The following is a 20468-nucleotide window of genomic DNA, read 5'->3' as shown; positions in this document are numbered from 1 at the left end:
TTGTGACGTTTGACACAATGGCGCCATTTCCGGCGATCTACCTTTGTATGGTAAAACTAACGGTTATGACTATACAGCAACAAAAAAGCCTTATCGACAACTACATCCACACCATCTGGAATAACGGCGATACCTCCCGGCTGGATGAATTTCTTCATCCCGACTTCATTGATCATGGCCTGCCAGCCTCCCTTCCGGCAGATGCCAATGGCCTGGCCCAATGGGTAGCATTAACCCATAGCTCTTTTATACCGGAAACCATCATAGAAGAACAGGTAGCAGAAGGCCAGCTATGTATCATTAAAATCACCCTACGCATGAAACACATCGGCTTGTGGCGGGGCATACTTCCTACGGGAGAAACCGTTACCGTTAATGGCTACCGTACCTTCCGCTTCCAGGACGACCGGATCATTGAACATTGGGCGCTGATAGACGGTGCCGCACTGGAACAAGCCCTTCAGGGAAAAGTACATGTTTGTGCAAGATAGCTTTCGCTAATCCCCCCGCCTTACAGCGGGGGGACCCTTGCCTACAAATTATTATCGATAATACCATTGACCACTTCCACGGAAGCGGCCGACCGCCAGCCATCTTCGGCAGTATTTACCACATAATCTACCAGCTGATCGATGGTACTAACGGCCACGTGCATACGCGTATCCGACGAGGCATAATAAATAAATACCCTGCCGTCATCATCCGCTATCCAGCCATTACTAAACAGTACATTGGATACATCGCCCACCCGTTCTGCACCTTCCGGCGCCATAAAGTATCCCGCCGGTTTGTGGATAACACGGGTAACGTCTGCCAGATCCGTCATGAAAAGATAGAGTACATACCGAAGTCCTGCAGCAGTGTTGCGTACGCCATGTGCCAGGTGCAACCAGCCTTTCGCCGTTTTAATTGGCGCGGGTCCCAATCCATTCTTCGCTTCATACACCGTATGATACACCTTGCCATCTATCACTATTTCCTCCTTCACCACGGCGGCCTCCATACTATCTGCCAGTCCAAACCCAATACCTCCACCGGTTCCGGTATTAATGAAGCCATCCTGCGGACGGGTATAGAACGCATATTGGCCGTTTACAAACTCCGGATGTAATACCACATTGCGCTGCTGGGGAGAAGGCGTTACCAGATCCGGTAACCGTTCCCAATCTACCAGATTGCGGGTACGCGCCAATCCACACTGGGCAATAGCGGCAGACTGATCGGCCGGCGAAGCCGCCGGGTCACGGCGCTCCGTACAAAACAATCCATAAATCCAACCATCTTCATGCTGCACCACCCGCATATCATAAACGTTGGTATCCGGATGATCCGTTTCCGGCATCTGTATAGGATGCGCATGAAAGCGGAACCCATCAACACCATTGTCGCTTTCCGCTACAGCGAAAAAAGACTTACGGTCCATCCCTTCTACCCGGGCTATTAACAGGTACTTACCGTTTAACTTAATAGCACCGGCATTGAATACCCCATTAATCCCAAAACGTTCCATCAGATGCGGGTTTTGCGGCTCCCGGAAGTCGTATCTCCAGGTAAGCGGTGTATGCATAGCCGTTAGTACCGGGTGTTCATATCTGTTGTATACGCCATTGCCCAGGCTTACAGGTTTGTTCGGTCTTTCAATCAGCGCATCATATGCCTGTTGCAAAGCCTGTCTTCTCAATTCAAAATTCATATGCCAATTGTTAGTGCTCCGGGGCATACATGTTTTCTGCCAAAACATCTTTCCCGAAAAGGGTTTGCGGTTGTTTATAAAATTCAATAAAGTCGGGCGCGGAAACTTGCCCTTTGTAAGGCATGTAGTAGTGCATTCGTTTCATGGATTCATTGTACCCATGGTTTCTCCAGAGTAACACCCAGGCAATATGATGATTCCCTATTGCCGGTACCAGCGTTTTAGTCCACCATTGTGCATAAGGTATTTGCTCATAGCCGGTTTCCGCAAGCGCGGCTATTTTATTTTTTTCACGGGCTACGCTATCTGTGATTCCCAGCTGCCGGTTCGTTTCCTTTAAAAAGTAATCACTTTTCTGCGGGTCGTCGTATTGATACGCATCAAAACTCAATACATCCACCATATCATCTCCCGGATATCTTTCTAAAAATTCTTCCCTATTCTTAAAATTCCCGGCGGTATTGAACACGTACAAAAGATGATGCACCTGCTTTGTTTGTTGCAGATAATTAATAGTGAAACGCMATAACGTAATAAATTCATCAGGCGTACAGGTGTTACGACACCACCAGAACCAGTTCCCACTCAGCTCATGAAAAGGACGGAATAGTACCGGGATCTGCTCTCCCTTAGGGCCTTTCAGCGATAGGAGATAGGCAGCCACTTTATCCAGCCACTCCTTATACATCGCATGATGAATGCCGCCGGGCAATATAGACGTTACCGTACCATGCGTAGTATCCCACGCATTAGCACCCGGTACACCCGGACTATTTACATGCCACGTAATGGTGATCACGCCACCCCGCTCATAACCCGCACGAATAAACGAACGCATTTTTGAAAACGGAACACCGTCAATATTAGCAGTTTTACTATCCTGCTCAATGTTGGCAATATCCCATCCATAGAGTGCAGGATAATCGCCCGTGACTTCTTTTACATCACTTTTACCGGCTTCATATTGCCAGCCGACCCCATAGGCGAGATCGTCCTGATGCCCCACCAGGTAACCCTTGGCGGCGACAGCCTTCAGGCGGTGATACAAATTCACCGTTTCCGGAGTAGCCTGCTTATCGCAGGGGCCAGGCCCCTGCGCAACTACATTACCGGTCAACAGTAGTAATAAAACAGATAAGTGGAATGAAAAACGCAAACGGTCCATCTTTGAAATATTTTTAGAACAATCCCATGGCATCAACATATACCAAACTATTCGCATTGCTAAACTCCTGCAACCACAAAGTACTGATCACTGCAGGCGCTCCTAAGCTACTCAACGGCACGGTGAAGTCGGCCCATTTCTCTCCTTTCAATGTTAACAGCACTCCGCTGCCACTGTTGCCATTCAGTACCAGCTTCACCTGCTTACCATCTGTTCCGGCGCCACCATACAGTGATACCTTGATGTAAGCATATCCCGCAGTACTCAGGTTGTTACCAATCTGTAAGGCGCCAAAAGGCTGGTATTGAATTTTGATGGCATCCTGTCCGGATCTTACTTTTTCTGTGTTGGCCTTGTCTACCGTGCAACTCCAGCTGCCTTCCCACCAGCCGGTGTTTAAGGCATCATCATAAATCATGTAAGAAAAGCCAAAAGCATTGGATGATTTGGTAACCCCACCATCTGTAGTGATCGTAAAAAATCCAGGTGTTGCGGCCGCAGGTAAATTTACCTTGATGGTGGTATCTGTGGAAGCTACAATCTGCGCATCCAGATCATTTATCTTCACACTTTTGAGATGCTGAAACCAATTACCGGCAATATTTACTTCCGTGCCTCCGGCTCCTCCCAGCGGGTCGAAGCTATAGATTAACGGCGCTGGCTGCAACACCTGGAAGTCAAATGAAACCGTACCAAAAGACGTGGTAACGGTGATTTTATTATTTACCTGTTCTGCTATTTTCTCTGGTACCTTCACGGTAACAGAAGTATCGTTGGCGTATAAGTCGGCCGTTTCGATAGTAATAGAATTAAACGCCACCGATTTAGTACCAGCGAGATGCGCTCCTTTGATCAGCACCCACTGTCCCAGCGTGCTGGCGGTAATAGGCGTTACACGATCGGTGAGCGTAGTAACGGAATGGATAACAGGTGGTGCGCTATCTACTGCATCATTTTTTTTACAAGCTGCTGCCAGCCATATGATCAGCGCAGCCAGCCAGGTATACCGGGAAATAATATATTGATTCATATTCATGAATTTTTAAAAGAAGAAAAGAAGTGATTACCAGCCGGGATTATTTTGTGTGATCGCCTTATTGGTATTCATTTCACTCACCGGAATCGGTAATAATAAATTCCGCGTATTCCGCACTTTGGAAATGTTATTCTGCCCTTTGGTGATGGCATTCATCACCGGTAAATAAATACCCCATCTGATCAAATCATAGCGACGGATATTTTCCAATGAAAACTCACGGCCCCGCTCTTCCAGTACAAAACTGCGGAATTCCTCCTGGCTCATGCCCAATGGCGCGTCGGTGGCGTGCGACCTGCTCCGCACCGCATTCAGGTATTGATAAGCGCCTGCATCCGGCCCGCTACCCGCTTCATTGGCAGCTTCTGCATACAACAATAATATTTCCGAATAACGCATCACCGKGAAAAACATATCGCTGTTAGATACCGTTTCATCCTGTACACTACTGTACTTTGTGATAAAAGCTTTATCATCTCCCTTCCCATCATTGTTATATACATTCCCTGCCGCATCCTTGCTGTATTTGGCGGCTTCCCAGGAAGGATAATAGTAACGGGTGCCCCCTGGATTCGTTTGACGATAAGCCACATACTGATGCGAAACACCATCTAACGCACGGGTATCTTTATCTTCCTCATAAGTTTTGTAATGGTTATTGGTCATCCATACGGCCCCCATCCCAAAAGGATAAGAACCAGCAGTAAAATAGGCATGCAAATCATTGATAAAGCTGGTGCCGGTGAGGGATTGTATTTCCCACATATGTTCCCGTTTATTGAAGTTAGCGCGGTTCCAGATGTCTTTCCAGTTGTCAAACAAATCGTATTGTTTAGAATCGATCAACTCTTTGGCTTTGTCCATGGAGAGCTTATAATAAGCTTTGCTATCAAAGCCTTCATAACCGGCAAGCACCGTTTTGGCATACGTGAGGCGCTGGTTATCGTTGCCGCCATATACTGCTACATTGCCACCTTTCAATGATGCAGACCCGATAGTAGCATAAACCTTGGCCAGGTATCCCATGGCTACGCCGCGGGTAACTCGTCCTGCTTCGCCGGAACGGGTATCGTTAGCAGGATACAACAGTGTTTCCGCCTGCTTAAGATCGCTGATCACCGCATTATATACCTCTGCTACACTGGCGCGAGGCGTATTGGTTTGAGGATCGGCGCCCAATGTTTTCAATCGCAAAGGCACACCACCATACAACTGTACCAGTTGGAAATAGGCCCATCCTCTTAAAAAATAAGCTTCTCCCAACACCCGGTTTTTCAGCTCCGGTGTAATGTCGGCAGTAATGCCAGGCACATTCTCCAATACCGTATTAGCACGCGCAATGACGATATATAAACCACTCCATGGCCGTTCTACGCCCCAGTAATTATTGGGGTTACCGGCGCCGGCGCTGCCCAGGTACCAGTCTGCACCCGATACATGATCGTCGTCCAGCAAAGTAAGATTCCAGAAAGGCTGGATATATAGATCATAAGTATACAGTTCGCTATAAATACCATTCACAGCCACTACTGCATCACTACCATTTTTATAAAAGTTATTGGGAGAAATAAAGCTATATACCTTCTCTTCCAACGCTTTTTTACAGGAGACAGAGAACAGTGATCCTGCTACTACTGCTGCTGCGATTATATTTCTTGTGAGCTTCTTCATAATCATAACAATTTGCAGGTTTTAGAAATTACAACGGATGCTGAAAGTATAGGTTCTGTTGTTGGGATATCCACCGAGGTCCACGCCAAACAGCGCCGGGTTATCACCGTATCCGTTTACTTCCGGATCATATCCGCTGTAATTGGTAAACGTATACAGGTTATTAACGGCCAGGGATACACGCAATCCGGATACGCCCGGAATTTTGTACGGTATATTATATCCCAGTGCGATGTTTTTGATTCTTACAAAGCTGCCATCTTCTACGTAGCGGCGACTGAATTTCATATCCCGCCAGAACTGGTGAATGGCTTTGGGCCAGGTAGCGCCGCTGTTGTCTTTTCCTGCAACCCAGGCGCCGTTCCACATTACCTGCTCAATGTTTTTAAAGTCACCAATGTTACCATAAAAGCGACGGTTCATATTCACTACATCATTCCCTTGTACCCCATTGATAAAAATATTCAGGTCCCAGTTTTTGTAACGCAAATTGTTGGTGATACCGAATGTATAGTCCGGGTTCACATCCCCGATGAAAGTACGGTCGCCCGCGCCAATGCCGGTAATGCCGTCCAGATCGCGGTATTTGATTTCCCCTACCATATGCTTGATAATGCCGGCCGCCTGATTCGTATAGGCGGGATCGTTTCTTACTTCTGCTTCATTATCATAATAGCCATCTTCCACCCAGCCGTAAATGGCGCCTACCGGATGTCCGGCTTGTTGTACGAAGGGTTGGTCGTTGGTAGAAATGTTGTCTGCAAACTGTTGTTTCGCATCACCACCCAGGTTGAGGATTTTATTTCTGTTCATGGAGAAGTTGATGGAGGCATTCCATTCAAGATTTTTTCTCTTTATGGGCGTTCCTTCCACGATGATTTCCAGACCTTTATTTTGAATGGTACCGGAGTTACGCAATGCACGGCCATAGCCGCTGGAAGGAGGGGTAGTTACATATTGCAACAAGGCGTTGGTGCGCTTTTGATACACATCCGCATGTACATTCAAACGGCCTTCCAGAATACCTACATCTAATCCCAGGTCATAAGCTACGGTGCGTTCCCATTGTAGTTGACTGTTGGCGGGTCCGGCGTAGTAGTCATCTGCAAAACCGGTTTGCAAGGCGCCTCCCAGCGGATAGTTATTCACCGCCAGTTTAGGCAATGATCCATAGGAGCCGATGCCTTCACTTCCTGTTTCGCCATAGCTGGCGCGGAGTTTCAGGTCGCTGAATATGCCTGCATTCTTCACAAAATTTTCGTTCACGGCTTTCCAGGCAAGTGCAAAAGATGGGAAGTTAGCCCACTTGTTATCCTTGCCAAATTTGCTGGAACCATCTCTGCGGAAGGAAGCGGTTAAAAGGTACCGGTCGTCGTATGCATAATTCAAACGGGCAATATTGGAGATAATGACCGCGCGGTAACGATTATTCTGCAGCGGTAGCTGTGTTTGTCCGGAAAAAAGATTTTCGTTTTTGTTGATATCATTGGGGAATGTTTGCGCCTGCATCTTTTTCCATTGTCCATCGGTTACCTGGTAAGAGAACGCGCCCATAGCAGTGAGACTATGTTTACTGATTTGCTTACTCCAGGTTAACATACTTTCCGACAACACACTTCCCCAGGTATCATCGGCCTTCAAACCCCATCCCTTCATGCTTCTGCCCTCATAAACGGTTCGCGGATAATATTGGTCACGCAGGTTGTAGGCATAGTTGAAACCAATCGTTTGACGGAATTTAAAATCATTCAGGAACGATACTTCTGCATAGTTGGAGGAGAAGATGTTGATGCTGGATACCTGGTTCAATACGTCTCTTGAATAGATATAGGGGTTGGTGATAAAGTATACAGACGAAAAAGTGCCGGTAGAAGGATCATATAAATCTGAAGTAGCGGGGAATGATAACGCAGCTCTTACTACCCCCGCATTAGCATCATCTATCTTAGTGGTACCTGTTTTCACGCCATTGCTGATAGATTTGCTGGCCATGGTGCTGGTACCTATTTTCCAGTGCTTGCCGGCATTCCTGTTCAGGTTAAGGTTGATACCATATCTTTTAAAGTTKGAATTCTGAATAATGCCATCCTGGTCGAGGTAGTTGAAGGAGATGCTATGATTACCGGCATCACTGCCGCCGGAAATATTCACGTTATAATTCTGAAACATACCACGACGAAAAATCTGGTCCTGCCAATCGGTGCCTTTTCCGATATAATCATCCGGCCCGGGTGCATAATAAGTGGAGTCGGGATATCCGGATACGGGCCTTTTAGTGCCGGGGTAGGGAAGCGGCGTGGTAGCGGGATTGGCGTCATCATACAATATCTGGTTAGTGGTAGATAAATTCTGATACAGTGCGTAGTCGCGTGCATTCAGCATTTTAATTTTATGGGCAATTTCTGCATAGCCCATGCTGATGTTCAGGTCTACTTTGTCTTTGCCGCTGCGGCCTTTGCGCGTAGTGATCAACACCACTCCGTTAGCGCCTCTGGCGCCATAGATAGCAGTAGCAGAGGCATCTTTCAATACATCAATAGATTCAATATCACTGGGGTTGATGAAAGCCAGTGCATTCATGGTTTGTTTTTCATCGTCGCCAATAGAAGCGGGGGTAGAGCCGGTATTGTTGTTGGTGAAGGGCACACCATCAATCACGTACAGTGGTTCTGTTCCACCGAGGAAAGAGTTGGAGCCGCGTACACGGATGCTGACACCGGCGCCGGGCGCGCCATCATTCTGTGTAACGTTGACCCCTGCAATTTTTCCCTGCATGGCTGACAATACATTCGTAGGGTTGTTACTGTTAATTTCTTCATTGGTAATACGTTGTACGGAACCTGTCAGATCTTTCTTTTTTACGGTACCGTAACCTACGACTACCAGGTCGTTCAGGCCTACGGTGGCGCGTTTCAGCGTCACCATAAAAGTTGTTTTCTTAGTGAGGGGAATTTCCTGTGGTTCCATGCCTACAAAAGAGATCACCAGTAGTTTACCGGTGACGGGTACTTCCAGTGAAAACTGGCCTTCTACATTGGTAGCAGTGGCGATTTTGGTGTCTTTCACCAAAATGCTGGCTCCGGGTAAAAAGTTACCGTTATCATCTTTAACTACACCGCTGATTTTTTTGCTTTGCGCAAAGGTGTGAAGGTGGAAAACAAGACATAGGGATACCAGTCGTATCCATAGTGGTAGATACTGTTTCATAACGCGGCTTATTTAATACAAATATGAATTTTATTTAAACGACATTGTAGTACTTTTTTATCTATTGATTATACTTTGATAGTCGCATGCCTGATACAAAATAGGTGTAAAACATACACGTATACTGCTAATAAGCCACAATACAGTGATTATTATAAAAATAATTAAAAATTTTATTTTACACCTGATACGCTTATTTTTATGATGCTTTTTTAGCAGTATCAGTGCTTACAAGAAGATATTGGTCAGTACATTACATTCCACGTAGTACCGTTTCCGTTAGTATAAAACCACGTTATTATGAAAAGTAAGTTATTAAGAGAGATTACCCCGTTGACCCAGAGTGATTGCTTCACTTTATTTTCCCGGGAGAAGAAAGAGTTTGATTTCCCATTGCATTATCACGATGAATTTGAATTGAATTTTATTCAACATGCCCAGGGTGCCAAGCGGATTATTGGCGACCACATAGAAGAAATTGGGGAGCTGGAACTGGTGCTGGTAGGGCCGAACCTGCAACATGGCTGGTTTACAAATAAACATGCCGGTGGTACTATCAAAGAAATCACGATTCAATTTCACCGCGATTTATTCGACGAAAAATTTCTGCAACGCAACCAGATGAACTTCATTAAAAATATGTTTGAGCGTTCGTTGCGGGGCATTCTTTTCTCAACAGAAACTACGCAGCAAATTATGCCGCGATTAGTTAGGTTACCGCAGCAACAAGGGTTTGATTCTGTGCTTGAATTGATGTCGATATTACACGATTTGTCTACCAGCCGTAATATGCGATTGCTTTCTGATTCCACGTTTGGCAATACGGAAACGTTTTCTTACAACAGTCGCCGTGTGGAAAAAATCATGACTTACCTGAATGCKAATTTTGATAAAAATATTTCACTGGGTGAAGCGGCGAAGTTAGCGGCGATGACGGAAGTGGCTTTCAGTCGATTTTTCAAAGCCAAGATTGGAAAAACCTTTGTGGATACGCTGATAGAAATCAGATTGGGGCATGCTTCCCGTTTGCTAATTGAGACCACACATACGGTCAATGAAATCGCTTATAAATGCGGTTTTAATAATATCTCCAATTTCAACCGCATCTTCAAAAAGAAAAAAGATTGTACGCCCAAGGAGTTCAGGTTGGCCTATACTTCTTCCGGTACCCGGACCTTTATATAATTAATTACTATTATTTTTAATACGTATGCTTTAGATGTCTTCCCTGTTTATTATACAATTATTAAATAGACAAAAAAAACAATACATCTACCCTAACATTTATATTGAATAAAACAAGCTGCTGGCTTCTGGCTAACTATTAAAAAAGTCGTACCTTTGCGGCTTCATGCAAACTTCGACATTACTAAAGCCCGGGAACTACGTAAACGATGCCGCTTTTGACTGGTTGTATCCAGAGAAGATACAACAATTATCAAGACGCCACTGGACGCCGATTAGCATAGCTAAAACAGCTGCCCGTTTTTTAGCCAATGAGCCCGGTAAAAAAATACTGGATATTGGTAGCGGAGTAGGGAAGTTTTGCCTGGTAGGCGCCAGGTTTTACCCGGAATCTACTTTCTTCGGTGTAGAACAGAGAGAATCATTGTATCAGCAGGCAATGGAAGCAAAAGAAGTAATGCAGTCACGCAATACCCACTTTATCCATGGCAATTTTACGGAGTTGGATTTATCTGCTTATGATGGTTTTTACTTCTATAATTCTTTCTTCGAAAACCTGGTAGACCAGGATCAGATAGATGCTGCCGTAGAACAATCAACAAGTTTATATAATTTTTATAGCCGCCACTTATTCAAGCAATTGGATAAATGTGCCAGCGGCACAAGACTGGTAACCTTTCACAGTCTTGAAGATGAGGTGCCACCCTGTTATCAGCTGGTGGATACTTCTATGGATTTAATGCTCAAAATGTGGATCAGAAGATAGGCTTCATACTATCGAAAAATTAATACCATGACAACAGACGAACAGGCATTATTGATAATCGCACAACTCAGCGCGGCGAAGGATTACATGCAGGCGGACGAAATACTTGCAACTGTTGAAAAAGAATACACATCTTTACCTAAAGATCTCCTCACTTCCCTTCAGGAAAAAATAGAAAATTTATCACCACTGGAGTGTAACAGTTTACAATGGAGCAACTATCGCTATACGCTGATGTGCATCCGTAAACGCACCATGATGGAACCTGCCTGATTTTCAGGCACTGATAGCCAGCTTTTTATCAATAGCAGCTACCAGCGTTTCCGGTGAAAATGATTCCTGTAAATACAGATCCACAAAGGCATAACTGATTTCCAGTGAAGGTGTCACCAAATACACGCCAGGCACGGGTACATCTGCATTTACACCAGATACACGGCCCCAGATAGGGTCTGATTCTCTGTATATACCAGCTTTTCTGGCAATACGGTGTTGTGCGTCATGCACTACATCAAACGGAATATTTCCAGGATTCACGGAAGTAAAAAGTTTCTTGTCTTCACTGGACACTACCAGCAAACGTGCGCCGGCGGCTTCAATGGCCGGATAGCTTTCCTGCAGCTGCGCTATTAAGCGATCCGCATAGCCATTCCAATGCCACGAATAAAATACCACTACCAGCGGCTGTGCCGTCAGCTGATGCAAAGAGATGAGCTGATCAGTATCCGCCAATAAAGGACCGCTGTTAATAATCCGCGATTCTTCCAACAAAAATTCAGGGAAATAGTGACCCTTGTTTAAAGGATTAATTTTCTCCCGAACTTTGATCGGGCTGGGGAAGTTTTCTGGAACCGGGGTAGGCAGGTAGTCTGCATATCTGTATAGTGACGACATAATAAAGCTTTTTTTTAATGGCTGATAAAATGGCCGCTGTTATAGGTTTGGTGTTGGTGTTTTTGCTATTGTGAAACAAATATAGGGAGAATATTTTAATTACCCTACTATTCCTATAGACTATTAGGAAATTAAAATATAAATAATTGATTTTTAGGAAGATAATATTCCCATTTTTTTTATTTAATTTCAAAACAGGACCGTTTTCCCAAAAATAAGTACGCCCTAAAATATCCGGATATATGCTGCTGAAACATCGTCTTTCGCTTAGCCAGATCTTTTCCTACACCTGGAAAGTAGATCTTATGCTACTGGCATGTTGTACCCTTGTATATTTTTTAGATAAATACTGGCTGGCCTCACATGTATCCATACCAGTTGCCGTATCCGCTGTATTGGGTACCGCCATTGCCTTCTTTGTAGGTTTCAATAACAACCAGGCCTACGATCGCTGGTGGGAGGCCCGCAAAATATGGGGCGCACTGGTAAACGATTCCCGCTCCTGGGGCCGTGGCCTGCTGTATTATGCCGCCGCTCCCGGCGATCCCACCACCCAGGCCATCGTACGTCACCTCATTTACCGCCACCTGGCTTTCATTTCCGCCCTCAAAGCTAATCTGCGCAAGCGTCCGGATGAATACTATACCCGCTACCTCACCCAGGAAGAAATTGCAGACGTACAAAAACAAAGTAATATCCCCAACGCCCTCCTCAACATGCAATCCCGCGACCTGCAACAACTAAGGGATACCGGCGTGATTGACGGATTTAAATTTATAGAACTCAACCAACTCCTGATCAGACATTGCGACTCCATGGGACAATCGGAAAGAATAAAAAATACCGTATTCCCTCCCAGCTACCTATACTTTACCCAGGTGTTCATCTGGTTTTATGTGATCATGAATACCCTGATGATGACAGAATCAATTGGTGTATGGGCCATTCCCTTCGGATGGATGTTTGGATTTGTTTTCCACATCACCCACCTGAACGGAACCACCCTCATGAATCCTTTTGAACTGCAGCCCCTGGCCATTCCACTCGATAATATCTCCCGCACAATAGAAATCAATCTGATAGAACTATTGGGAGATGAACCAGTGCCCGCACCAGTACAACCACGGCTCGATGGGCTCTATATCATGTAAAGCCCCGCGGATTTTGTCTGTGTACAGGATTAGACTGATTATACTGATTAAATTTTTTGCAGATAGATAACAAATCTTCTTTCTATCTTCTAAAATCTACAAAACAACAAAATCAGTCTAATCAGTCTAATCCTGTACACAGACAAAATCCGCTGTAATTCCTTATTTTTACGTTTATGACGTATGACCAATTATGTAATCTATATGCCCAGTCAGTAACACTCAAGATACTCCGGGCACGTAGCGCGCCAATGATGCTGTCATTTTTTCATTACACATTCAAGGAAAAAAACCATACCACCATTTCCAATGTGGAACTGGTAACGCGTTTATCAGACTATATCGGCATAACCGGCTACCGGACCACCGATGACGAAATAGACGCTAGCAGCCTGCTGGAAAATGACGATGAAAAAGCCAGGAAGTATATTGAACAATGGAGCAACAAAGGCTTCCTCCGCAAATACCCCGATGACGATGGCCAGGATATCCATGAACTGAGCAGCGACATGGAAAAAGTAATGCACTGGGTATCCACCCTGCAGAAACGCGAATTTGTGGGAACAGAAAGCCGCTTCAAAGATATTTTCTCCAAACTCAAAGAGCTGATCGATCAGAGTAATAAAGACCCTGAACAACGTATACAAGAGCTGGAGAAAAAGAAATATGAAATAGAACAGGAAATAAAAGCCATCACCATCACCGGTAAAGTACAGGTGTTTGATGACACACAGATAAAGGAAAGATTTTACGACGTGAATCGCATGTCGCGCGAACTCCTCAGCGATTTCAAAGAAGTAGAACAAAACTTCGAACAAATCACCCAGGAAATATACCGCAAACAAAGCGAAAGGGACGTTGCCAAAGGCGCCCTGCTGGCTTATACCCTCGATTCCTTCGAAGCCCTGCGCCAAAAAGATCAGGGTAAAAGCTTTTATTCCTTCTGGCAATTCCTCATGGATGAAAACAAACAGGAAGAAATGCGCGAGCTCATAGAAAAGCTCTACTCCCTGCTGGAAGACCGGAACATCGAATACAAAAACGATCGCTTCCTCAAAAAGCTGAAACAATTCCTCCATGCCTCCGGAAAGAAAGTAATTGATGCCAACAAAAAACTGAGCGATAAACTCAGCCGCGTACTCAGTGAAAACAATCTCACCGACCGCAGAAAAGCCCTGGAACTCATCAACGATATCCGTCAACTGGCTTTCCAGGCACTCGATAATCCACCCGGAGAAGAATTTTTCATCGATATTGAAAGCGATGCCGAAATAGATCTGCTCGACCGCTGGGAAATGGCGGAAGAGAAAAAGCCGAACCTGGAAGTAGAATTCCCGGACGGCGTAGGCGGCACGGAATTTGACCCCGACGACCTCAATGCACTATTTAACCATTTTAATATAGACCGTGCCCTGCTGGAAGACCGCATCTCTACACAGTTACAGCATAAAAAGCAGGTTAGCCTGAAAGAACTGGTAGACATCTATGGCGCCGAAAAAGGACTCACAGAACTGATCACCTACTTTTCCATCGCCAGCCAGTCGGCACACCACATTATCCTGGAAACACCAGACCCGGTAATGTTAGGTAGCCGCACCATCAATATGCCCATGGTGCTGTTCACAAATTCACAAAACTAAAAACATGGCCGAGAAAAATATATCACCCTTTGCACACGTGTTTCTAAAACTCATGCAAGGACCTGTATACGAAGAAGATAAATCATATTGGAAAGACCTGCTCGGATGGCAAACAGAATTGAGCAAATACCTGCAGCAAACAGGGCTGCAGCTCGTGATCAACGAAGGCGATGGCTTTGCCCGCATCGTACAGCCAGACGCAGAAGAAACCAACGATAAACCATTGCCCCGTCTCATGCGCAAAACCAGGCTTACTTACGAAGCCACCCTGCTTTGCATTGTGCTCCGGGAAGCCCTCGATGAATTCGATATTCAAGGCAATGGTACCCGTCTTTTTATGACCCAAAGAGAAATCAAAGAAAGACTCGCACTCTTCTTCAAAGAGCGGCACAACAAATCCAAACTGCTGAAAGATCTCAACAAACCCATCAACAGTCTGCTAAACGTAGGCGTGCTGAAAGTTACCCGTGAAGATGCGGCCAACAAAGAACTGCATCAATACGAGGTAAAAAGAATTATCAAAGCACTGGTGAATAATGAGAAACTGGAAGAAATCAAATCAAAATTAAAACTGCATGTCCACCCTGTTCAATAGCGATTCAAAAGAAAGTGGATTCCGGCTGCAATATCTCGAAATATACAACTGGGGCACCTTTCACAATAAAATATACCGGCTCAATACCAATGGCAACACCTCCCTGCTCACAGGGGCCAATGGTAGCGGCAAAACCACGCTCATCGATGCCCTGCTGACACTACTCGTGCCCGCCGGTAAACGTTTCTATAACCAATCGTCCGGTACAGAACAACGAAAAGATCGTGGCGAAGAATCTTACTTCTGGGGATACTATGGAAAAACATTCTCAGAAGATTCCCTTCAGTCAAAAACAGAACAACTCCGGCACAAAGAAAACAATCCGTACTCCGTACTGCTGGCATACTTCTATAATGCGGCCACCATGCACCAGATTACCCTCGCACAGGTACGATGGCATTCCGGCGAACTGAAAAGACAATTCATCGTTTCTCCCCATAAACTCAATATCAACGACCACTTCGGCGCAGGTAAATTTGATGTGAAAGGAGACTGGAAAAAAAGATTACGCCTCGAATTTCCGAAAACGGAAATCACCGATAGCTTTAAAGAATACGCAGCGCTGTTTAGCAACATCTTTGGATTGAGAAGTGAAAAAGCCCTGTCTCTCTTTAACCAAACCGTTGGTATCAAAGTACTCGGCGATCTCAATACCTTCATCCGTAGCCAGATGCTGGAAGAAACAGATGCAGAAGCAGAGTTCATCAAACTACGCGAAAACTACGACAGCCTGCTATCCAGCCATCGCGCTATTCAAAAAGATGAAACCCAACTGAAAATGCTGGGCCCTATCATCGAAAATAAAACCACCTGGCAGGAGCTACAGGACCGCAACCGCGAACTGCAGATGCTACAGGATATACTGCCTGCCTGGTTCAACAAACAGGAAAAAGATATCCTCGAAAAAGACCTGGAAGTATTGCAGAAAGAGCAACAGGTGACCACCAGTACCCTCACCGGTATCAACGAACATCTGCAATCACTGAACCTGCGCAAAGATGAACTGATTGCCCAGAAGGCCAATAACAGCGTTGACGAACAACTCCGCTCTATTGAAAAATCCATCCACTACGAACAAAAGGCCCTCGAAGCCAAACGTAATAAGATGGAAGAATATAACATGCTGGCCGACCGGCTGGAACTCGCACCCAATCCCGATGAGCAACAATTCCATGAAAATATTACCGGCGCAGAACAACTGAAAGGCGGCCACGATAAACAACTGGAAACCTTACAGGAAGAAATATTTCACCATAAAGGCAGCCTGAATGCCGAAAGAGCACAGGCTTCCCGCCTGGAAGAAGAAATAGACTCCTTCCTGAACCGGAAAAATAATATTCCATATGAACTGATCCGCATCCGCCAACAACTGGCAGATATGTTGGACGTACAGGAAGATGACCTCCCGTTTGCCGGTGAACTGATCAAAGTAAAAGAAGCAGAACTGCATTGGGAAAATGCCATCGAAAAAGTATTGCACAACTTCGGTCTGCGCCTCCTGGTACCGGAAGAATATATCATGGATATCAACCGGTATATCAATTCCAATAACCTGCAAACTCGTCTCGTATACCACAAAGTAGAAAACGAAAGCTATACTATGCTGCGCATGCCTTCCGAAAAAGAAAGCCTGCTGCAAAAAATAGATATCAAGCCCGGCACCGTCTTCAAAGAATGGCTGCAAAATCAGCTGCTCGATCAATTCGACTATACCTGTACCGATGACATGGCGGTATTCAACCGCTCCCGCAAAGCCGTTACTTCTAACGGACTAACGCGGCAGGCTACACGTCACGAAAAAGATGACCGCCCAAATCGTTCCCAGCAAAACAACTATGTACTGGGATGGAATAACAAAAACAAATTACGCCTGTTAAAAGACGAACAGGACGAATGCAATAACAATATCGCTACATTACAACACAGCATTGAGCAACTGGAAAACAGCCGTAAAGCCGTTACTTCCATCAATGCGCTGTTGAATGCTTTCCTTTCGCTCCGCAACTACGGCGAAATCAGCTGGCAGTCACATGCCGGCGTTATCGAATCCTTTGCGCGTGAAAAATCACAGCTGCTGCAAACCAGCGATAAATACCAGGTGATATGCGATCAACTCGACGACATCACCGCACAACTCCACGCCAAAGAAAAAGAGAAAGAAAGAGCCTTGCAGGAAAAAGGACGACTGGACGATAAAGCCGCCGAAAAGCTGCGCCACTTCAATCAGCTGAAGGTGAATAAACTCGATGATATCTCCCTCCAATACGTGTTGGAATACCTGACAGACCTCTCCCTCACGGAACCCGCAGAAACAGCTACTGAACTGGCTTCGTACCGCAAACGCGCCGACGACAACATGAAAGCCACCATGCAGGATGCCATGCGCCAATCGGCCGAAAAAGAAGCGGAAATAACACGCCAGCTATCTGCTTTCGTAATGCCACCCAAAGCCATTCATGATACCTATCCCGACTGGCTCGGTGATGTGACCGACCTGCAACCACACGTAAAATACCTGGAAGAATTTACCTCCCTGTATGAACGTATCAAATTCCAACGCCTCATTGAACATAAAGAACGGTTCCGCAAATACATGGATACCAGTATGCTCAATGCCATCACCAACTACCGGGCATGGATATACGGACAGGAAGATCTCATCCGCGAGGTAATGGATGATCTTAATGAACCACTGCGTAACATTACCTTCAACAAAAATCCGGATACTTATCTGCAGCTGGAATGCCGCCATGTAAAGGATGTGGAGATACGCAACTTCAAAGAAAAACTCAGCGGCGCCGTACCTGATTCCTACAAATATCACATGGAAAAAGACGAAGCCTACGGTGATCAGCTGTTCGAAAATATTAAAGTACTCATCGATGAACTACAGCAAAACGAAGCGTGGCGCCGTAAAGTAACCGATGTACGTAACTGGCTCGATTTCGGCGCAAAAGAATTCTACATCGCCGATAACAAAGCCTTCAAATATTATGAAGATACTGCCAGTCTTTCCGGTGGTGAAAAAGCACAATTTACCTACACCATCCTCGGTGCGGCTATTGCGTATCAATTTGGCATCAATGAAGCCAACAGGCAACACCGCAGTTTGCGCTTTATCACCGTGGATGAGGCTTTCAGCAAACTGGACCCTGAAAAAAGCCACTACCTGATGGAGTACTGCGGACAGCTGAATTTACAGCTGTTGGTAGTAACGCCGCTGGATAAGCTGAATATCGCAGAACCGTATATTCATGCTTGTCATTTTGTGGCGAATAAGAACAAACGTGATTCCGTAGTGTATAATTTTACGATGGAAGAGTATAGAGATAGAAAGAAAGAATTTGAGGCGATGGCAACATTGTCGTAAGAGAAAATGATTAATAAAAAAGGCGCCTTATGATAAAAGGCGCCTTTTTTATTATCCTAATGCTTCAGTTGCTGCAGTCTCTCCTTTAGCAAATCCGCAAATGATTTATCCAGCAACTCCACCTTATAATAAGTTAAGCCTTTACCAAAATCAGGTTGTCTATCACATTTTTCAGAAATACGCTTATCCCCGTAGTTTAAGATATACTCAATGGCCTGAACATTCTTTACACCATCTATAATTGCCTTTCTTATTAACAATGGATGATGAATGTCCCACCAATATTTCTTTTCGTAATCTAAACAAGGACAGGTGATGAAAAAAGGAAGCGTTACATCAGGAGCACTGGTCATAAGGTTTATGGAGTCTGCACAGGCAGTAATATAACTTCGGGCGCTTGTTGTCATGTTTACTTTTCCTGTTTTACAGGCATAAAAACAAACACAAATAAGGAGGGCGATGGTACTCTTTTTCATTTAGACGCTGATAATGATTTCAGTAATGGTGCAGGGTTACTACTGAGATATGACCATCTTTTTATCCATCTGTGTTTCACTCACCTCCAACTCATAAAACGGCTCCATTCCCATTTGTCTGCGCCCCCAGTTACTCAACAACTTAATGAACGGCAATAATTCTTTACCAGTAGCGGTTAATTGGTACTCCACCCGCGGTGGTACTTCCAGGTATACGTGACGACTCACCAGCTCATCTTCTTCCAATTCCCTTAATACCTGCGTGAGCATTTTTGCGGTAACACCRGTGATGAGTCGGCGTAATTCTCCATATCGCTTCAAGCCTGTTCCAAGATGATATATAACACGTCCTTTATGCTTACCACCAATTCGCTGAAAAGCATAATCTACTGCACAAATGGTATCTGGATGATTATTTTTTTCCATTTTTTCAATTTTTTTGGCATTGATTATCAGCTATAGTACCCAAATGGTAACGACCTTACCAAATGGTGCATACTTGTCTGATATGAAGTTAGCGTGCAATTTTGTGTCAGAAAAATTATTCTTATGAAAGCAGTACAACAAATAGCCTTCGGACTGGAAAGTTTACAAATCACAGAACTCCCGAAACCCACTCCTGCACCAAATGAAGTGTTGGTTAAAATAGAAGCCGCTGGCCTCAACTATCTCGATGTAGCATTAGCTACTGGTGTTTATAGCAAAACGCTGCCTTTACCCCGTATCCCTACTTCTGATGGCGCTGGTGTAGTAGCCGCTATCGGTGATAAAGTAAGCAAATGGAAAGTGGGCGACCGGGTAACGGTACAATATAACCGGCTTTGGCAAAATGGGAATGCCACTCCGGAAACCAATCATATCAGAACAGGGGTAAGCACTCCCGGTATGCTGGCGGAATATGCAGCGATTCCTGAATATGCGTTAGTACGCACGCCGGCGAACCTCAGCAGCGTAGAGGCGGCCACGTTACCCGTTGCCGGCGTTACTGCATGGACAGGCCTCATGGGCTACGCAGGCATTCAACCCGGACAAACGGTGCTTACCCAAGGTACCGGCGGTGTATCCCTGTTTGCCCTGCAATTGGCCCTGGCAGCAGGCGCAAAGGTGATTGCGACCAGCAGCAGCCCGGAAAAGTTAAAAAAGCTACAAGCCCTGGGGGCGCATGAAGTCATCGATTATAAACAATACCCCGACTGGCACGAAGAAGTAAAACGCCTCACAAATGGCGCTGGCGTGCATGCTACACTGGATATTGCCGGCTCCGCCACTATTGTTAATTCGGTGAAATCAGTTGGCATGAATGGCTTTGTGGGATTGGTAGGATTCATTGCAGGCGCACAATTACCGCTGGACCTGTTTACCATTGTAGGTAATTACATCCGCTTACAGGGATATTCTGTAGGTAGTTTGGAGAGTTTCCAACAATTGGTGACCGCAATAGAAGTAAATGACATTCATCCGGTTATCGACAGCGTATTCCCTGTAGATAAGGTACAGGAAGCGTTTCGCCATATGGGTAGCAGTGGTTATTTTGGTAAGATTGTGGTGGAAATGAACTAAACAACTATACATATAAACGTCCTGCACTACGGCAGGACGTTATATCAAGTAAACCATTA

At 45.2% G+C, this 20468-nt stretch carries 17 protein-coding genes; 9 read left to right on the top strand and 8 right to left on the bottom strand.

All coding sequences use genetic code 11. From position 1 onward, the window contains the following. The first annotated feature begins 65 nt into the window (after window positions 1-65). On the top strand, window positions 66-491 hold the full coding sequence (locus AC1DFM_RS25195; protein WP_477079540.1) for an ester cyclase: 426 nt from the start codon (window positions 66-68) through the stop codon (window positions 489-491). A 41-nt stretch (window positions 492-532) separates the two neighbouring features. On the opposite strand, the gene AC1DFM_RS25190 is transcribed toward AC1DFM_RS25195, so the two are convergent. The 5 genes from AC1DFM_RS25190 to AC1DFM_RS25170 are packed head-to-tail and all read right to left on the bottom strand — an operon-like array spanning window position 533 to window position 8772. After that, on the bottom strand, window positions 533-1693 hold the full coding sequence (locus AC1DFM_RS25190) for a glycoside hydrolase family 130 protein (RefSeq protein WP_477079539.1): 1161 nt from the start codon (window positions 1691-1693) through the stop codon (window positions 533-535). 10 nt (window positions 1694-1703) lie between these two features. Then, entirely contained in the window at window positions 1704-2858 is a 1155-nt protein-coding gene (locus tag AC1DFM_RS25185) for a glycoside hydrolase family 26 protein (protein ID WP_477079538.1), read from the bottom strand. A gap of 13 nt (window positions 2859-2871) precedes the next feature. After that, window positions 2872-3888: an IPT/TIG domain-containing protein gene (locus AC1DFM_RS25180; protein ID WP_477079537.1), complete on the bottom strand. Its 1017-nt coding sequence runs from the start codon at window positions 3886-3888 to the stop codon at window positions 2872-2874. A gap of 33 nt (window positions 3889-3921) precedes the next feature. Beyond that, entirely contained in the window at window positions 3922-5565 is a 1644-nt protein-coding gene (locus AC1DFM_RS25175) for a RagB/SusD family nutrient uptake outer membrane protein (RefSeq protein ID WP_477079536.1), read from the bottom strand. Window positions 5566-5586: 21 nt separating this feature from the next. Continuing rightward, entirely contained in the window at window positions 5587-8772 is a 3186-nt protein-coding gene (locus AC1DFM_RS25170; RefSeq protein ID WP_477079535.1) for a SusC/RagA family TonB-linked outer membrane protein, read from the bottom strand. Between the two features lie 300 nt (window positions 8773-9072). On the opposite strand from AC1DFM_RS25170, the gene AC1DFM_RS25165 reads away from it, so the two are divergent. From AC1DFM_RS25165 to AC1DFM_RS25155, 3 genes are all read left to right on the top strand, one after another. Next, complete coding sequence (locus tag AC1DFM_RS25165; RefSeq protein ID WP_477079534.1) at window positions 9073-9957, top strand: AraC family transcriptional regulator; 885 nt, start codon at window positions 9073-9075, stop codon at window positions 9955-9957. 166 nt (window positions 9958-10123) lie between these two features. Then, window positions 10124-10723 carry a methyltransferase domain-containing protein gene (locus AC1DFM_RS25160; RefSeq protein WP_477079533.1) on the top strand — a complete coding sequence of 200 codons (600 nt, stop codon included), beginning with the start codon at window positions 10124-10126 and terminating at the stop codon, window positions 10721-10723. A 27-nt stretch (window positions 10724-10750) separates the two neighbouring features. Further along, entirely contained in the window at window positions 10751-10996 is a 246-nt protein-coding gene (locus AC1DFM_RS25155) for a hypothetical protein (protein WP_477079532.1), read from the top strand. A gap of 3 nt (window positions 10997-10999) precedes the next feature. On the opposite strand, the gene AC1DFM_RS25150 is transcribed toward AC1DFM_RS25155, so the two are convergent. After that, window positions 11000-11617: a redoxin domain-containing protein gene (locus tag AC1DFM_RS25150; RefSeq protein WP_477079531.1), complete on the bottom strand. Its 618-nt coding sequence runs from the start codon at window positions 11615-11617 to the stop codon at window positions 11000-11002. A gap of 242 nt (window positions 11618-11859) precedes the next feature. Here AC1DFM_RS25150 and AC1DFM_RS25145 point away from each other — a divergent pair, with 242 nt between their 5' ends. The 4 genes from AC1DFM_RS25145 to AC1DFM_RS25130 all read left to right on the top strand — a co-directional run bounded on the left by AC1DFM_RS25145 (window position 11860) and on the right by AC1DFM_RS25130 (window position 18373). Next, window positions 11860-12768 carry a bestrophin family protein gene (locus tag AC1DFM_RS25145; protein ID WP_477079530.1) on the top strand — a complete coding sequence of 303 codons (909 nt, stop codon included), beginning with the start codon at window positions 11860-11862 and terminating at the stop codon, window positions 12766-12768. A 176-nt stretch (window positions 12769-12944) separates the two neighbouring features. Continuing rightward, window positions 12945-14408 carry a DUF3375 domain-containing protein gene (locus AC1DFM_RS25140; protein WP_477079529.1) on the top strand — a complete coding sequence of 488 codons (1464 nt, stop codon included), beginning with the start codon at window positions 12945-12947 and terminating at the stop codon, window positions 14406-14408. 4 nt (window positions 14409-14412) lie between these two features. Further along, the gene (locus AC1DFM_RS25135) at window positions 14413-15003 is read left to right on the top strand and encodes a DUF4194 domain-containing protein (protein ID WP_477079528.1); all 591 of its coding nucleotides are present in this window, start codon (window positions 14413-14415) and stop codon (window positions 15001-15003) included. After that, window positions 14984-18373 (top strand): ATP-binding protein, encoded by a 3390-nt coding sequence (locus AC1DFM_RS25130; protein ID WP_477079527.1) that lies wholly within the window; start codon window positions 14984-14986, stop codon window positions 18371-18373. The genes AC1DFM_RS25135 and AC1DFM_RS25130 overlap by 20 nt, the downstream gene beginning before the upstream one ends. Window positions 18374-18429: 56 nt before the next feature. On the opposite strand, the gene AC1DFM_RS25125 is transcribed toward AC1DFM_RS25130, so the two are convergent. Together AC1DFM_RS25125 and AC1DFM_RS25120 are read right to left on the bottom strand one after the other, a co-directional pair. Beyond that, a complete protein-coding gene (locus AC1DFM_RS25125) occupies window positions 18430-18849 on the bottom strand; it encodes a hypothetical protein (RefSeq protein WP_477079526.1) in 420 nt (139 codons plus the stop codon). A gap of 39 nt (window positions 18850-18888) precedes the next feature. Further along, window positions 18889-19275, bottom strand: coding sequence for a winged helix-turn-helix transcriptional regulator (locus AC1DFM_RS25120; protein WP_477079525.1), 387 nt, complete (start codon window positions 19273-19275; stop codon window positions 18889-18891). Window positions 19276-19398: 123 nt separating this feature from the next. Here AC1DFM_RS25120 and AC1DFM_RS25115 point away from each other — a divergent pair, with 123 nt between their 5' ends. Then, window positions 19399-20409: a zinc-dependent alcohol dehydrogenase family protein gene (locus AC1DFM_RS25115; RefSeq protein ID WP_477079524.1), complete on the top strand. Its 1011-nt coding sequence runs from the start codon at window positions 19399-19401 to the stop codon at window positions 20407-20409. Window positions 20410-20468: the final 59 nt, after the last annotated feature.

It is taken from the genome of Chitinophaga sp. 05T412, assembly GCF_056396465.1.
Note: the sequence above shows the minus strand (reverse complement) of the source record. Positions and strands in the feature narration are given on the sequence as shown.

What these genes read in the sequence shown, in the direction of transcription:
- AC1DFM_RS25155 (WP_477079532.1), top strand. Translation starts at nt 10,751, where the DNA reads ATGACAACAGACGAACAGGCATTATTGATAATCGCACAACTCAGCGCG.
- AC1DFM_RS25135 (WP_477079528.1), top strand. Translation starts at nt 14,413, where the DNA reads ATGGCCGAGAAAAATATATCACCCTTTGCACACGTGTTTCTAAAACTC.
- AC1DFM_RS25190 (WP_477079539.1), bottom strand. Translation starts at nt 1,693, where the DNA reads ATGAATTTTGAATTGAGAAGACAGGCTTTGCAACAGGCATATGATGCG.
- AC1DFM_RS25180 (WP_477079537.1), bottom strand. Translation starts at nt 3,888, where the DNA reads ATGAATCAATATATTATTTCCCGGTATACCTGGCTGGCTGCGCTGATC.
- AC1DFM_RS25115 (WP_477079524.1), top strand. Translation starts at nt 19,399, where the DNA reads ATGAAAGCAGTACAACAAATAGCCTTCGGACTGGAAAGTTTACAAATC.
- AC1DFM_RS25150 (WP_477079531.1), bottom strand. Translation starts at nt 11,617, where the DNA reads ATGTCGTCACTATACAGATATGCAGACTACCTGCCTACCCCGGTTCCA.
- AC1DFM_RS25130 (WP_477079527.1), top strand. Translation starts at nt 14,984, where the DNA reads ATGTCCACCCTGTTCAATAGCGATTCAAAAGAAAGTGGATTCCGGCTG.
- AC1DFM_RS25140 (WP_477079529.1), top strand. Translation starts at nt 12,945, where the DNA reads ATGACGTATGACCAATTATGTAATCTATATGCCCAGTCAGTAACACTC.
- AC1DFM_RS25145 (WP_477079530.1), top strand. Translation starts at nt 11,860, where the DNA reads ATGCTGCTGAAACATCGTCTTTCGCTTAGCCAGATCTTTTCCTACACC.
- AC1DFM_RS25160 (WP_477079533.1), top strand. Translation starts at nt 10,124, where the DNA reads ATGCAAACTTCGACATTACTAAAGCCCGGGAACTACGTAAACGATGCC.
- AC1DFM_RS25195 (WP_477079540.1), top strand. Translation starts at nt 66, where the DNA reads ATGACTATACAGCAACAAAAAAGCCTTATCGACAACTACATCCACACC.
- AC1DFM_RS25125 (WP_477079526.1), bottom strand. Translation starts at nt 18,849, where the DNA reads ATGAAAAAGAGTACCATCGCCCTCCTTATTTGTGTTTGTTTTTATGCC.